Annotated in this window: 1 protein-coding gene; it reads left to right on the top strand. The window is 68.5% G+C overall.

What is annotated here, in order from left to right; genetic code table 11:
* The coding region (locus SB847_RS21660) for a hypothetical protein (protein ID WP_410578753.1) at positions 1-254 on the top strand (254 nt) is incomplete at both ends.

Here is a 254-nt window from a genome sequence, read left to right on the forward strand (position 1 = left end):
CGATGCTGATTCTGATGCGAACGGTGCGCCGGCGCTGCTCATGCTGTCGCCGGCGGTGATAAGCCACCATCGGGGCAAGCCCTGGGCGCATCTGGCCGGGCGGTCGATGCACGGCGGGTCGGGGCAGACGTGGCGTGCGCTGTACCGGCTCGGCCTGCTGTACGCCAATGATAAACTGACTGAGCGCGGCCAGTATCAGGCTGCGGCGCGGGTGTCGCGAAAGGGCGGGGCGATCGCCGCCCGCCGTCAATTCT

Source organism: Bacillus sp. SIMBA_026 (genome assembly GCF_046535335.1).
Taxonomy (GTDB): Bacteria; Bacillota; Bacilli; order Bacillales; family Bacillaceae; genus Bacillus; species Bacillus velezensis.